Source organism: Wolbachia endosymbiont of Ceratosolen solmsi, assembly GCF_017869155.1.
In the GTDB taxonomy this organism is placed as follows: Bacteria; Pseudomonadota; Alphaproteobacteria; order Rickettsiales; family Anaplasmataceae; genus Wolbachia; species Wolbachia pipientis.
This window is the reverse complement of sequence record NZ_CP054598.1, coordinates 1,192,892-1,206,867: the sequence shown is the minus strand read 5'-3', so window position 1 is coordinate 1,206,867 and position 13,976 is coordinate 1,192,892. Positions and strand designations below refer to the sequence as shown.

Here is a 13,976-nt window from a genome sequence, read left to right as displayed (position 1 = left end):
TGAATCGCGGTATGACGTAGGACTGCTGTCATTCCAGTGTCAGCTACTTTCATGACACCGTCTACTTTGTAAAATTCACAAGAACCATTAAAATATTTTTTTACTTTTCATTGTATATTTCTCAACATATTATCTTTAAGTACTAAAATAATTAACAATATGGCATTATTAATAGTTGAATCACCTGCGAAAGCAAAGACAATAGGTAAATATTTGAGTAAAGAGTTCAAAGTAGCTGCATCCTTTGGACATGTGAGGGATCTTCCAGCAAAAAACGGTTCTGTCGATCCGGATAATGATTTTGCTATAAAGTATGAAACCATTGAAAAAGCAGAAAAGTATATAAAAGAGCTAGTAAAAGCCGCAAGCAAAACATCAGATATATATCTTGCAACAGACCCAGACAGAGAAGGGGAAGCAATGGCTTGGCATGTGATAGAGACATTAAAAGAAAAGAAAGCAATCAGTAATGAAAACAACATTTATAGAGTAGTCTTTAATGAGATAACAAAAAGAGCAGTACAAGAAGCAATAAAAAATCCACGTGAAATTAATATGGATTTAGTGCGTGCACAACAAGCACGTAGAGCTTTGGATTATCTAGTTGGATTTAGTTTGTCACCACTGCTGTGGACAAAATTGTCGGGAAGCAAGTCTGCAGGGCGAGTGCAGTCTGTTGTATTAAAGATTATATGCGAACGAGAAGATGAAATTAGTAAATTTATAACACAGGAGTATTGGAGCATAAAAGCAGAAATGCAAAATAGCAAAGATGAGGCTTTTTTTGCTATGCTAAGCCACTATGACAATAAAAAGCTAGAAAAATTTGATATTAAGAATGAAGAAGAAGCAAAGAACTTAGTCAGGGAGATTGAATCAAGGCAATATGCTGTAAGCACAGTAGAACGCAAGCAAGTTAAGAGAAACCCGCTTCCTCCGTTTATTACTTCAAGTCTTCAGCAAGATGCGGTGAATAAACTGTATTTTAATGTGAAAAGTGTTATGCGCATAGCGCAAAATTTATATGAAGGTATCGATATTGGTGGTGAAACTGTAGGGTTGATAACTTACATGCGTACAGATGGGTTTCATATTGCAGATGAGGCTATAAACTCAATTAGAGGGTCAATTAAGTCATTATATGGTGATAAATATTTACCGCAGTCTCCTCGTAAATATGTAAAAAAGGTCAAAAATGCTCAAGAAGCACATGAAGCAATTCGTCCAACTGATATCAATAGAACGCCGGGTAGTATTAAGGATTACTTAACGCCAGAGCAATTTAAATTGTATGATTTAATCTGGAAAAGGACCATTGCAAGTCAAATGGAGTCGGCGATTCTTGATCAAGTGGTAGTCGAAATTAGTTCTACTGACCAGAAAGTAATTCTGCGAGCAAGTGGATCAAGTATATTCTTTGATGGTTTTTATAGAGTCTACCAAGATAACATAGAAGCCGAAAATGAAGGCCTGCTACCTGCCATGAAGGAAGGGGAAGCGTGTAAGCTGATTTCAGTTGAGCCAAAACAACATTTCACTCAACCGCCACCTCGTTATAGTGAAGCAAGTATCGTAAAAAAAATGGAAGAAATCGGTATAGGTCGACCATCAACTTATGCAACAATTATTTCGGTATTACAAGATCGTGAGTACGTTTCATTGGATAGCAAAAGGTTTATTCCAAGCAGCCGCGGTAAAATCGTTACTATATTTTTAGAAACTTTTTTTCAGCGTTGTGTAGAGTATGATTTCACAGCACAAATGGAAGAGAAGCTTGATTTAATTTCAAATGGACATGCAGATTGGAAAAAAGAATTAGGCCACTTTTGGGTGCCATTTTTTGGTCATGTAAACTCTGTCAAGCAAATGACGCATGATGAAGTTTTCAGCGGCATTCACGATTTGGTAATCGATTGGTTTTGTTCAGAAGAAGGAAAAAAAGAGGTGAATACAAAATGCCCTGCTTGCTCTGATGGCATATTGAAATTGAACTTTGGAAAAGCCGGGGTGTTCCTTGGATGTTCTAATTATCCTGAATGCAACCATACAAAAGAAATTACGGGCAGTAACGACAATTCAGAATATCCAAAAAGTTTAGGTATAGATGATATAACAAACCAAGAAGTGATGATCAAAAAGGGTCCTTTTGGACTTTATCTGGAGTTTAATAACGAGTTAAAAAAGAAAAAAACGGTTTCCATACCAAAAGATATAAATGTTAATGAGATTGATCTGAGCACCGCTACTCAGTTACTTTCCTTGCCAAAAGTAATCGGAGAACACCCTGAAACCGGAAAGGAAGTAAAAATAGGCCTTGGGCGATTTGGGTACTATATTTTCTATGATGGTAGATACTTTTCTCTTAAGAAAAGCTCCAAAGAGGTGCTGAATAGAGAATTGAGCGAAGTTGTACAAATTATTGCAAACAGTCCATGCAAAGAGTTAAAATCTCTCGGGGTTAATGAAAAGGGAAAAGAAGTTTTTATCTGCAACGGTAGGTACGGATTCTATATAAAATGCGGTAAAACAAACGTTGCTTTGGGCAAGAGTGCAGATATTGAAAGTATAGATCTGGAGAAGGCTTTAGAGTTGATTAAGAATAAGAAGTAGACTTTTATTGAAATATTAGGTAAAGTTAAAATATACTCTAATAATGCGGTGGGATAAATGATATTTTACACACAGGGCGACACTCCAGCTTTATGTAGGTTAGATTACACGGATGTAAGTAAGTTAGTAGGCATACCAAATATCACAAGACTTGATTTAACTGAGTGCAAGATTAGTGTTGAAATTGTAAAAGAATTAGCTGAGCTTATAAATCTTACTTCACTTCATTTAGGTAAGTGCAAGATTAGTGTTGGAGTTGCAAAAGAATTAACCAAACTTACAAATCTTCCTTCACTTAATATAATTGGTTACAAGATTAGCGGTAAAGGTGCAAACGTAAAATTGCAGGATGAGGTATCAAACTCGCAAGAAAAACTTAAAAGCAGTAGCAAATACTATATTTGTGGAGCAACAGTTGGTTTAGTTATTGGTCTAGTTGCAGCATATTGTTTAGGGGCTGCTACTTTAACTCCTGTTGGTGTTTCTGTTGCAGCGTTTATTGCATCTGCTGTGGTTGGCGCGTTACTCGGAGCTGGGGTGGGTTATGCTGTGAGTACATATCTTGAAAGCACTGAATTAAACAATATGCAACCACGAAGGAGTTGTTGAAGATCCGTGTTAAATTCTAGTACAGGAGCTTTTTTCTAATGCTAAAGTTTACAGTTGAAACAAACCACCTGGCCACGTGGAACTGATTTCAGTTTATCAGTTGAAACTTGATTTGAGCAGAGTATGCATTTTATTGTGTTGCTTGGAGTAAGTGAGTTATCAACAGCAATTCTATCATCAAAAACAAAACACTCACCTTCCCAATTATCATTTTTATTATGAGTTTTTTCGAGGTAAGAAAGAATGCCGCCTTTCAGGTGGTACACATCGTTAAATCCAAGATTTTTCATGTACGCTGTTGATTTTTCGCATCTAATTCCACCAGTGCAGTACATAGCTACTTTCAGGTCTTTACTCTCAGAAAATGACTCTGTCCACTGAGGAAACTCACGGAAACATTGTGTGTGTGGATTAATTGCATTCTTAAACTTGCCTAATTTCACTTCATACTCGTTTCGTGTATCTATTACTAAAACGTCAGGTTGAGAAGTAAAATCATCCCAATGCTCTGGATCAACATATTTACCCTTCAGGGAAATATCAAGATTGCTTACACCAAGATTCACAATCTCTCTTTTTAATTTTACCTTCATCTTGCTAAATGGTTGATATTCTGCTGCACTCTCTTTCCATGTAAGGTCCCTTAGCCTATAATCAGAACGTAGAAAATCGAATATTTTATCAATTGCGTTTCTTTCACCAGATATTGTTGCATTAACACCCTCTTCTGCAAGGAGTATAGTGCCCTTTAACTCAACGTTGTTGCATGTAGCTTTTATTTCGTCTTTCATGTCATAATAATTAGAAAGTTCTACAAAATGATAGAAAGTTGCAATGACGAAGCTCATGATTATTCACTTATCAACTAAAAACATGATATACAAAATTATAAAGATATTCAATAGTACGGCTGTTAATTACTGGATATCTTCAGTTTTTACATATAACATTTTAATATAAAATATAGATTCAAATTAATGTTTTTAAGAGTATTTAAAAATATATTCTTATTTCTAGTAAGTATATTATTCGTCTGTCCAATATTATCATTAATATCAATTCTATTTACAGATACAGCAAATTCCGGATGGGTAATCAGCACACTTTTCCCTGAATATATACTGAGTACGTTAATTTTGATGATAGGAGTGGGGGGAATATCTTTCATATTTGGAGTAATTCCAGCGTGGCTCACCACATTTTTTTCATTTCCTGGAAGTAAAATTTTTGAGATTGCTTTGTTCTTTCCGATATCGATTCCTGGATATATAGTAGCGTTCGTCTATGTAAATACACTAGAATTTTCAGGTCCAGTGCAGAGCTCATTAAGAGACATTTTAGAGTGGAGCAAAGGTGACTATTGGTTTCCTGAAATAAAATCCCTAGGTGGTGGAATATTAGTAATGGGATTTAGTTTATATCCATACGTTTATATGTTAGTCCGCTCAAGTCTAAAGAATGTTAGTAACTCAGTCACTATTGCATCAACACTTGGGTTCTCCTCATTGAAGAGCCTGTTTTCTGTCATCATACCCTCCATACGCCCATCGATTATAGCTGGGTTGTCTTTGGTACTAATGGAAGTAATTACAGATTTCGGCACACCACAGTTTCTTGCTATCGATACTTTTACGACGGGAATATATCGCACCTGGTTTTTACTGCATGACAAATATTCAACTACTGTTTTAGCAGTTGCAGAATTAATTTTCGTTGTGATACTAATAGCTATCGAAAAAAAACTACAAAAAAAAGGAATATCTTACTCTTCAATCAATACCAATTCAGATTATCACAATAAACGGAGTATAAGTGGCGCTATACCGTTGATCTTTGCTTATCTTATGTGTGTATTGCCGATATTAATAGGTTTTATTTTGCCAATGATTCCGCTCATATATTGGAGCATAGAGAAGGGGTTTTTCATATACGAAGCAAGATTCTATAACATAATAGCAAATAGCATTAGTTTATCATTTATCACCGCATTAATCTCAATTAGCATTGCAATAATGATTGGATATACGGCGCGTAAAAATAAGGTAATCAACAATATAGCGCGTCTCATTTCTTTAGGCTACGCAATTCCAAATGCAATTATCGCAATTAGTATAATAATATTTTTAAGCAGAATATCCTCTTTCATTACTCAATATGTTGTGGAAATTAGCTTAGTAGGAACTATTGGCGCATTAGTTTACTCATATTTATTCCGTTTTTTTGCTATATCTTTCAAGGCGGTAGAGTCAGGGCTCAAAAAAACACCAAATGAAATTGAGTGGACTGCATATACCATGGGTCACGGACCTATTTCCACATGTTTGAATGTTCATATCCCTCTCATCAAGAAGAGTATATTATCGGGATTTTTGCTCGTATTTATGGATACTATCAAAGAGCTCACAGCAACACTCATTATAAGACCATTTAATTTTGAAACTATATCAACTAGAATATATGAACTTGTAAGCGATGAGCGCTATAGAGAAGCTGCCCCATTTTCGTTAATAATAGTTATAATAGGCTTAATCTCTACAATAACCTTATTTACACTTGATGATAAGGATAAAAAATAAACGTAACTGTTCACAGATTTCCACTTAATTCTTCAATCTCACTAATAGAAAGGCCAGTAAACTTAACAATAGTGTTGACATCAACATTATTAGCCAGCATTGCTTTTGCGACTTCAATTTTCCCTTCAATTTTCCCTTTCTCTATACCTTTTTGTATACCTTTCTCTTCAGCAAGATCAAGTCTGTATTCAAGAATAGCTTCTTCTTTGCGTAGATCCATTATCCTTTCTTCATAGGCTACTAAATCTTTTTCGTTCCAACGAAACTTGTCTAATTCATCATATGCTAGCTTTATTATTGGCGCTTTTTCTGCTATCTCTTTTAAGTCCTCTTCTGTTGTTTCTTCTGCGTATTTAAAAAAGAAACACCACCTTTCTACTATACTTTCTAACTGCTCTACTTTATTTTTTGCGAATTTAGGCAACTCAATAAAGACAAACTGAAAATCTTTTAAGTAATGGCCGTTAGTTTTTATATCACGTATATTGTGAGTAGAAATATAATCAACTTCTTCAGGAAGTAAGTTACAATTTGATATAGCAATAAAGAAGACTTTCTTTAAATCAATGTAGTTGCCAGATTTATCTAATTGTCTTGAGTAGGCTTTAGCAGCATAGAGTTGTGCGCGCTTTTCAAAGCCCTTGTCTCTAGCGAGCTGCATTTCTGCTATATATCTATTTCCGTGAGAATCCTTGCAGAGAACATCAACAATACTTTGTTTATCAGAGGCAACTTCGGGATCCATAATAGTGCTAAGAAACTCAACTTCTTGTATTGCATTTATCTCAGTAAACCCTAAAATATCGTTCAAAAAGTGGGTCAGGATATTCTTATTTTTTTCCGTTCCAAAGATTTTTTTGAAACACAAATCATTGCGAGGATCGAGAAATTTTGAAAGAGCCATAGCCAAAGTGCTTAAAAATATTAATAATTATACACTATTATTAACAATTATTCAACCATATTTTTGAAGATAGCTATAGCTAACACGTCATAACCGCCACGAACCGTCATACCGCGATTCATTCGCGGTATCTTAGCATAGATCCCGCTAACAAGTAGCGGGATGACGATTGTGTATCGTGCTTTGCTAAAAATCACAGAATGCAATCTGGTTACAAATAAACTATTTTGATAGTTAATGGGGTCTAGTTTTGACGTATGGACTATCCAAAGAAAAGGGTGGTATCATAACCTCAAAAATTTTTATGCTTTCTTCATTCAGAAATTCATACTTACCCTGCATTATTCCTGACGGTGCATTTAAGTATGTTCCACTTGTGTATTTGAATACCTCTCCAGATTTTATCACAGGTTGTTCTCCGATAACACCAACTCCGGCAATTTCATTTACTTTTCCCTTATAATCTATTATTTGCCAATGACGACTTAACAATTGAATAGTTGATTGGCTTTTGTTTTTTATCTTAACGTTATACATCCATACATAGCAATTTTCATAAGGAATGGATTGCTCTTCAATATAAATTGGTAAAACTGTAACTTCAACAAAGTTGGTAGTTAGTGTGTATTCTAGAATCATTATAGAATATTCATGATAAAAAGATAGTATCCTAATTATATACTTTTTTCATAGATTTTTCAAGTATACTCTAATTAGGAAATATCAATTTATAGTATGAATGAACCAGATGCGCTTAGCAAAAAAGTAATAGGAATAATAGGTGGTGGACAATTAGGTAAAATGACTGCTATCGCTGCAACAAAACTTGGACAAAAAACACATGTTTTTGCCAGTGCTAAAGACGATCCGGCTTGCTCTGTTGCTGATGATTTCACAATAGCAGATTTCTCTGATAAGAAAGCGCTTGAATCTTTTGCACAGAGTGTGGATTTGGTCACTATTGAGTCTGAAAATATTCCATGTAGTGCAATTAATATCGATGTAAATTTTTATCCGGGTAAAAAAGCGTTACACATTGCGCAAAATAGGCTTAGAGAGAAAGATTTCATTAGAAGCTTGAGTATAAAAACTGCTGAATACAAAAGTATACAAAATTATAATGAGCTACTGGAAAGCAGTAGAGCTTTTGGCTATCCAACAAGGCTGAAAACAACAGAAATGGGTTATGATGGAAAAGGGCAATATGTGCTTGAGAATGATTCTGAAGTGAAGCAATTTGCTTCCTTTGATTGGAATACAGAGTACATTCTTGAAGCAAGTGTTGATTTACTGAAAGAGGTTTCAATAGTCGTTGCAAGAGATAAAAACGGTAAAGTAGCTTTTTTTCCTATAGCAAAAAATTACCACGTTGATGGAATACTTGATACTTCAACAGTGCCAGCTAAAATAGATAGCAAATTAACTCAAGAGGTACAACGAGCTGCAAAGAAAATATCAAATGCGCTTGATGTAATAGGAATTCTGGCTATTGAATTTTTTGTTACTAAAGATAACGAATTGTTAGTTAATGAACTAGCTCCCAGACCTCACAATTCTTGCCACTGGAGCTTGGATGCATGTAACGTTAGTCAATTTGAACAGCTGGTTAGGATAATATGCGGGCTACCTATGCAGGAAGTAGTATTACGCTTTCCTTGTATGACGAAAAATATAATAGGTAATGATATATATGATTCTCATAAGTATTTGAGCAACGAAAAAGCTAGTTTAACCATATACGGGAAAAAAGAGGTTAGAGATAAGCGTAAAATGGGACATGTCAATATAGATTTAAGTTAACAGTTTTTCTACGTTATACCGCCACAACTGTACGAACATTGTGATATGATGAGATGTTACATAGTAAACGGTGTCATTCTAGCACCTCTTTTCCCGTCATTCCGCTGCTTGTTAGCGGGATCTCATTTCACTTTATGAAGGTGTCATCCGAGTAGCCTGACTACTTGGATCCAGGAATTTTATTAAGTTGGTAAGCATAAAAGTGGCTGATCTTATGTTAAAACACAACGTTCTTGATGAGATTACAGCAAGGCTGGATTCCAGCGTCAGCTACTTGAATGACAGCAGTCCTACGTCATGCCGCAGCGGGATGACGGTTGTCGTTTAGCCACAAACATTAAAAAATTTACCAAACGAAAAAAAAAGGCAAAAAAGCCCCGTGGTTGGCTAATTACTTACATTATACTTTCAAGTATGGCGTTTTTTTATTCTAAACGTTTAATAACCGCGATTCAGTTGCTTTTAAGCCGCAACTAATCTAAATTATAAACGTTAATAAATTTACTAAACAGAAAAAAGGCAAAAGAAACCCTAGGGTAGCTAATTATTCACTATCCATTTTTTAAGTTGGCGTTTTTTAATGTTTTAAATGCTTTATAAGCGTATTTCAGCTTGTGTAGGTCAAAACCCAGAAATTTGATAAAGACATAAGGTGCACATAGTGCAAAAAATTAAACATGAGACGCCAGATACGTGAGTTTTTTGTCATTTAATCTGTACAGAGAAGATAAATAAATAGCTTCAGTTTCATGATAAGGGGCTGGCGGAGTTTGTCAAGGAAGTTTTTCGTTTCTATCTCCAATAAAAGTTTGTATGCAATAACACAGAAGCATGTACAGCTATTCCTTCATTTCTTCCAAGAGAACCTAATTTTTCTGCAGTGGTTGCTTTGATATTTACAAATTCATCATCAATTTCTAATGCTTTTGATATGAATTTCTTCATTTCTACTTTGTAAGGCGATATTTTAGGCTCTTCACAAACTATAGTAATATCTAAATTAGATACGCTGTACCCTTTTTCTTTTGCTTTTTTAGCAGCAAAGTCAAGGAAGTGAGATGAATTGCAATCTTTCCATTCAGAGGAACTAGGAGGAAAGTGCTCTCCTATGTCGCCATATCCCAGTGCTCCGAGTATTGCATCAACGATTGCATGTATTGCAACATCACCATCAGAGTGCGCTTCTATTGCCATGTTGTGTTCAATTTTCACACCGCAAATTTTTATAAAGCTTTCAGCACCGTTTTGAACTTTAATGAACTTATGTATATCATAACCGGCTCCGACACGAAATTTTGGCTCTTCAAAAAGAAGCTTTGCCATATTGATATCCTCTTTTGTGGTTAACTTAAAATTGCTTTTCTCACCTTTAATAATCGCAACATGTTTTTTGTGCTCTACCATTAGTGATGAATCGTCAGTAAATTCTTTGACTGATTGATGGCATGATAATAATTCTTTGAAATTAAAAATTTGAGGGGTTTGTATGGCTCTGAGCTTTCCTCTTGAAATCGTAGATTCAATAAAACTATTACTCACCAATGACATAGTGTCTTCAACTTCTATTGCTGGAACTACTCCTGTATATTGATCATTAATCATAGATTCAACCAAGTTATCTATCAGAACATCTGACACAAAAGGCCTACAAGCATCGTGTATAACTACAAAATCTGGGTTAACTTTTTGTAAGCTTTCAAGCCCTAGTTTAACTGAACTTTGCCTGTTTTCTCCTCCGTATACAGGGCTTAGTAATTTAGTGTCTGTAATTAGTGATATAGCTTTCTCATAGAAACTTTCATGGTCTCTATTAATTGCTATTCTTATGTAATCTATATATTGGTTAGCCAGAAATCTTTTAATTGTATGAAATAAAACAGATTTACCTGCCAGTTTTATATATTGCTTAGGAATCGTAGAATTGCATCTACTGCCTACTCCCGCTGCAACTATTAATGCTGCTATTTTGTATTTCTTAGCGCACATATTTCTTTTTGTAGAAGCTTTCCTCTCTATCCAAGATTCTTTCCGAAAAATAAAATTTCTGACATCATATAAAAGTTACTTCCCCTATTAACTAGCATAATTATAATAGCAAAAGAGATATTTAGAGAGCTCAAAATCTATCTTTGCCTGCGGATTAAACAACTAAATTTTAGTAAAAAACGATAGTATTACAAATCGTAAAATACTTTCAACATAGGAAAAATAAATTGCATATTTTTCAGTAAATTAGCTATGCTAAACACATGCAAAAACGTCATATAACTATTTGTTTCATACTGCTTTTTATAATAGGGATGTTATTCCTGATGCGTCCTATGATTTTTCCATGTTTAATATCTATTATTATTGCATATTTGTTTAATCCGCTAGTAGTTAAGTTTGAAAAGTATAGAATACCGCGTTCATGTTCTGTAATTTTTATAATACTTATTTTATTAATAGCTTTTATACTAGTCATAACATTTGTTTTACCTATTATATATGTTCAAATTACTTCAATATTAAATTTCTTAGTGAGTAAAGTGCCTTCATTAAAGCTTAAAGTAATCCCCTCTGTATTAGAATTTCTTAATATAAAAATCGAGGATAGCTTATTTGATCACTTATCTAAAAATCTAGCAGAAAATTACAGCAACTATGTATCTTATTTCATGAATGCTCTTGATATTGCTAGTAACTTTATAATCCAAGTGTTAAGTTCAAGCTTTAACACGGTATCATTAATGGTGATTACTCCTGTAGTGTTTTTCTACATATTACGTGATTGGCCTTTAATTATAGAAAAAGCTAATAAATTAATCCCTATTCCTTACAGAGGAAAAATTGCAGATTATTTTTCCAAAGTGGATTTCATTATATCTAATTATCTAAAGGGGCAGGTAAATGTATGTATTGTCATGATGGTCTTTTACTCTGTGAGCCTGAGCATAATCGGATTGGAACACTCTATTGTTATTGGAATTTTATCAGGAATGTTAACGTTCATACCTTACGTAGGGCCATTATTATATACCATTATTGGGTTTTTGAGCGCTATCACTCAATTTAGTGGATGGTTTGAAAGTGCTGCCGTTTTGCTATTATTTGGTGTTGGACAATTAATAGATTCAAATATATTAGTTCCTTTATTAATAGGAAAAAAAGTTCATATACATCCAACTGTAATTATTCTGGGAATTACTATATGCGCTTCATATTTTGGATTTACAGGTATATTACTTTTTATTCCAATAATAGCAATGTTCAATGTATCAGTAGAATATGCAATCAATAAATATTTTAAAAGTGAGCTTTATAAAAACGGCTAACAGACCTTTTGCATAATCAATTTATGGTAAGAGGAGAAATGAGCCCAGAATACCTGACACATTTGAGGAGCGTAAGTAAATTTCTGCGCAAAAATTACTACCAGAAAGAGGTTACGTAAGAGGTTCAACGTGCAATTAAATTTATTTAACAACAATCAAGCTGATTATAGCCGGCAAAATTACATCATCTTAGATGAAAATAAGCACGTATATAATTCGGTAGTTAATGATTTATCTTGGAAATGTCTGATTCTTTTTGGACCTAAAAGCTCCGGTAAAACTCATCTTGCTCATATTTGGCAATCAATAAACGATGCAATCTTTATCAATGTGAATAACTTCGTAAGCGAGATTAGGTATAGCGATGCTTTTATTTTAGAAGACGTACAAAACATTAAAGATGAAGCAATGTTATTACATTGTTACAATTACATGAAAGAAAACGACAAGAGGCTGCTAATCACTTCTTCAATTTCACCAAAAAAGCTTAACTTCAAACTAAGAGATTTAAGTTCTCGAATATTATCAACTATCAGCGTAAAAATTTTGCCTGCAAGCGAGGAATTATTAAGAATTATGCTAATAAAACGATTTTCAGATAAACAGTTAAAAATTGATTTAAAAGTGATTAATTATATTTTAGCAAGAATAGAACGTTCTTTCTATAGCATTGATAAAATTATAGAAAAGATAGATAATGAATCTATAGGGTCAAATGTGACCGTTCCTTTTATTAGCACTTTATTAAAAAAAGATGCCATTTGATTTCTTCTTTTGTAAAGGTGTATATTAAAAATTTATTAACACCCATAACACTAACGTAATTGGAATCTCTATCTGTCCATGTTAGAATTATAATCAATGTTATGTTATAATAAATATAGATAGATACAGCTAAGAAGTATTCTATATTTATAGTAGAGCTCACTTTATAAGGTGTTTTTATAGATTTAACGTTATAATTTAACTATGATAAGAGTAAGATTAAATTTAAGAAAAAGGTTAAAGCAAAAGTTTGTGATGTTCACTCTATTGATAAATGCTTTATTTGTCTCATATTTTCTCATAAGAAACACAGGGAACACTTCTAATCAAATTATAGCCAAAGAAATAAATATAGGAACTGATAATGAAAAATAAACAGTCGCAAAATAAAAAAGAAAATCTTTACATAACATATTACATAGATGCTTTAGCTTCAGAGAGGTTCGCTGCACAAAATACTCTGGAAAGTTATCGTTCGGATTTACACCAGTTTGAAGAATTTTTATTGGAAAGCGGCACTACCTTGGTTGGTGTAAACAAAACCAATATTAAAGATTATGTGAAATCTTTATGTACACAAAAAAAATATAAAAGTAGCTCTATATCAAGAAAAATATCCGCTATGAAAAATTTTTACAAGTGTCTATTTAATGACGGAATAATAGATTTTAATCCAGCGCCGGCTAATGATGCTGAATTAAAGAATCCAAAAGTTTCTCGTCCTTTGCCTAAGTATTTAAGTGTCGAAGAAATATTTTTGCTAATGGACACAGTGAGAAAATCAGCAAGCGAATCGAATAAAGAGATAAGCAGTAAAAGGCTATGTGCGATTTTAGATATCCTTTACTCTTCTGGAATGCGTGTTTCTGAACTAATTAGTATGAAATTATGTGAAGTGTCACATTTAATAAACAGTAATAACAAAGAATGCTATATAATAATAAAAGGAAAAAGTGGTAGAGAGAGGCAAATTCTTTTTAATGAACAAGCATTGCAGAGCCTTAGAAATTATTTATCAGTTCGTGATAATCTGATCTCTAAAGAAAAGGAATCCGATTGGCTATTCCCAGGTGATAAACCTAATAAACCAATTACAAGGCAGAGGCTCGGTCAATTAATGAAGGAGTTGGCAAGAAAATGCAATATTGATGAAAATAAGATCTCTCCACACGTGATTAGGCATTCTTTTGCTACCCATCTACTAAATAGCGGAGCAAATATTGTGTTGATACAGAAAGTTCTTGGCCATACTAACCTTTCTACAACACAAATATATACTCATATTGCTAACGAAAAGTTAAAGGACAAATTAGCTGATTCGCATCCTATTACTCAGATGATCAATAATTAAATTTATTGTTTTTAATTTGTAATAAAGTTAAATTTAAATAAATTTAT

The 13,976-nt window shown here is 33.6% G+C and carries 13 protein-coding genes; 9 read left to right on the top strand and 4 right to left on the bottom strand.

The genetic code is table 11. The features are described 5' to 3' along the window. Nucleotides 1-159 precede the first annotated feature (159 nt). Together topA and HUB95_RS05880 are read left to right on the top strand one after the other, a co-directional pair. Nucleotides 160-2,610 carry a type I DNA topoisomerase gene (topA, locus tag HUB95_RS05885; RefSeq protein WP_209452411.1) on the top strand — a complete coding sequence of 817 codons (2,451 nt, stop codon included), beginning with the start codon at nt 160-162 and terminating at the stop codon, nt 2,608-2,610. A 57-nt stretch (nt 2,611-2,667) separates the two neighbouring features. Next, nucleotides 2,668-3,219 carry a leucine-rich repeat domain-containing protein gene (locus tag HUB95_RS05880; RefSeq protein WP_209452410.1) on the top strand — a complete coding sequence of 184 codons (552 nt, stop codon included), beginning with the start codon at nt 2,668-2,670 and terminating at the stop codon, nt 3,217-3,219. Nucleotides 3,220-3,260: 41 nt separating this feature from the next. On the opposite strand, the gene trhO is transcribed toward HUB95_RS05880, so the two are convergent. Beyond that, a complete protein-coding gene (gene trhO / locus HUB95_RS05875; RefSeq protein WP_015589401.1) occupies nt 3,261-4,067 on the bottom strand; it encodes an oxygen-dependent tRNA uridine(34) hydroxylase TrhO in 807 nt (268 codons plus the stop codon). A gap of 129 nt (nt 4,068-4,196) precedes the next feature. Here trhO and HUB95_RS05870 point away from each other — a divergent pair, with 129 nt between their 5' ends. After that, entirely contained in the window at nt 4,197-5,795 is a 1,599-nt protein-coding gene (locus HUB95_RS05870; RefSeq protein ID WP_015589402.1) for an ABC transporter permease, read from the top strand. Nucleotides 5,796-5,805: 10 nt separating this feature from the next. On the opposite strand, the gene HUB95_RS05865 is transcribed toward HUB95_RS05870, so the two are convergent. Together HUB95_RS05865 and apaG are read right to left on the bottom strand one after the other, a co-directional pair. Next, a complete protein-coding gene (locus HUB95_RS05865; protein WP_015589403.1) occupies nt 5,806-6,699 on the bottom strand; it encodes an Rpn family recombination-promoting nuclease/putative transposase in 894 nt (297 codons plus the stop codon). A gap of 234 nt (nt 6,700-6,933) precedes the next feature. After that, nucleotides 6,934-7,335 (bottom strand): Co2+/Mg2+ efflux protein ApaG, encoded by a 402-nt coding sequence (apaG, locus tag HUB95_RS05860; protein ID WP_174516854.1) that lies wholly within the window; start codon nt 7,333-7,335, stop codon nt 6,934-6,936. A gap of 99 nt (nt 7,336-7,434) precedes the next feature. Between apaG and HUB95_RS05855 the strand changes: the two genes are divergently transcribed. Then, nucleotides 7,435-8,499, top strand: a complete 1,065-nt coding sequence (locus HUB95_RS05855; protein ID WP_209452409.1) for a 5-(carboxyamino)imidazole ribonucleotide synthase — start codon at nt 7,435-7,437, stop codon at nt 8,497-8,499. A 187-nt stretch (nt 8,500-8,686) separates the two neighbouring features. Then, a complete protein-coding gene (locus HUB95_RS05850; RefSeq protein WP_209452408.1) occupies nt 8,687-8,827 on the top strand; it encodes a hypothetical protein in 141 nt (46 codons plus the stop codon). A gap of 464 nt (nt 8,828-9,291) precedes the next feature. Here the strand turns inward: HUB95_RS05850 and ispD are convergent, their stop codons facing one another. After that, nucleotides 9,292-10,485, bottom strand: a complete 1,194-nt coding sequence (gene ispD / locus HUB95_RS05845) for a 2-C-methyl-D-erythritol 4-phosphate cytidylyltransferase (RefSeq protein WP_209452407.1) — start codon at nt 10,483-10,485, stop codon at nt 9,292-9,294. 263 nt (nt 10,486-10,748) lie between these two features. Between ispD and HUB95_RS05840 the strand changes: the two genes are divergently transcribed. From HUB95_RS05840 to HUB95_RS05825, 4 genes are all read left to right on the top strand, one after another. Continuing rightward, a complete protein-coding gene (locus HUB95_RS05840; protein WP_141456664.1) occupies nt 10,749-11,813 on the top strand; it encodes an AI-2E family transporter in 1,065 nt (354 codons plus the stop codon). 129 nt (nt 11,814-11,942) lie between these two features. Next, the gene (locus tag HUB95_RS05835) at nt 11,943-12,578 is read left to right on the top strand and encodes a DnaA ATPase domain-containing protein (RefSeq protein WP_006280257.1); all 636 of its coding nucleotides are present in this window, start codon (nt 11,943-11,945) and stop codon (nt 12,576-12,578) included. A 204-nt stretch (nt 12,579-12,782) separates the two neighbouring features. Further along, nucleotides 12,783-12,953, top strand: a complete 171-nt coding sequence (locus HUB95_RS05830) for a hypothetical protein (RefSeq protein ID WP_007549057.1) — start codon at nt 12,783-12,785, stop codon at nt 12,951-12,953. After that, on the top strand, nt 12,943-13,929 hold the full coding sequence (locus tag HUB95_RS05825; protein WP_174516851.1) for a tyrosine recombinase: 987 nt from the start codon (nt 12,943-12,945) through the stop codon (nt 13,927-13,929). The genes HUB95_RS05830 and HUB95_RS05825 overlap by 11 nt, the downstream gene beginning before the upstream one ends. Nucleotides 13,930-13,976 lie beyond the last annotated feature (47 nt).

Coding starts and splice junctions, on each gene's coding strand:
- topA (WP_209452411.1), top strand. CDS start 160: ATGGCATTATTAATAGTTGAATCACCTGCGAAAGCAAAGACAATAGGT.
- HUB95_RS05880 (WP_209452410.1), top strand. CDS start 2,668: ATGATATTTTACACACAGGGCGACACTCCAGCTTTATGTAGGTTAGAT.
- trhO (WP_015589401.1), bottom strand. CDS start 4,067: ATGAGCTTCGTCATTGCAACTTTCTATCATTTTGTAGAACTTTCTAAT.
- HUB95_RS05870 (WP_015589402.1), top strand. CDS start 4,197: ATGTTTTTAAGAGTATTTAAAAATATATTCTTATTTCTAGTAAGTATA.
- HUB95_RS05865 (WP_015589403.1), bottom strand. CDS start 6,699: ATGGCTCTTTCAAAATTTCTCGATCCTCGCAATGATTTGTGTTTCAAA.
- HUB95_RS05855 (WP_209452409.1), top strand. CDS start 7,435: ATGAATGAACCAGATGCGCTTAGCAAAAAAGTAATAGGAATAATAGGT.
- ispD (WP_209452407.1), bottom strand. CDS start 10,485: ATGTGCGCTAAGAAATACAAAATAGCAGCATTAATAGTTGCAGCGGGA.
- HUB95_RS05840 (WP_141456664.1), top strand. CDS start 10,749: ATGCAAAAACGTCATATAACTATTTGTTTCATACTGCTTTTTATAATA.
- HUB95_RS05830 (WP_007549057.1), top strand. CDS start 12,783: ATGATAAGAGTAAGATTAAATTTAAGAAAAAGGTTAAAGCAAAAGTTT.
- HUB95_RS05825 (WP_174516851.1), top strand. CDS start 12,943: ATGAAAAATAAACAGTCGCAAAATAAAAAAGAAAATCTTTACATAACA.